The 246-nt window shown below is 54.9% G+C and carries 1 protein-coding gene; it reads left to right on the forward strand.

Annotated features, from left to right (window positions below; translation table 11 throughout):
• Positions 1-246 (forward strand): hypothetical protein (locus tag AC3XQU_RS24525; RefSeq protein ID WP_489876716.1); only part of this gene is annotated, 246 nt, incomplete at both ends.

Genomic DNA, 246 nt, shown 5'->3' on the forward strand with positions numbered 1-246 from the left:
CGTGTCTAAAGCGATACTGGTGTTGCCACGGCATCTAGACGCCGGCGGCTTTGTCTTCATTGACTCTGGCGCATTTACAGCATTCCAAAAGAGCGAGCCGCTTGACTGGAACAAAGTCTTTGCTGCTTATGAAACCGTCCTCCTCCACACTGAGAGGCCTTCAGGGTTGAGCATCGTCGCCCCTGACGTTGTGGGTGACCAGGCAGCAACGATAGAGCTATGGGCTAGGCACGCTTTCAGGGTTCG

Source organism: Telluria sp. AZSoR62, assembly GCF_058111565.1.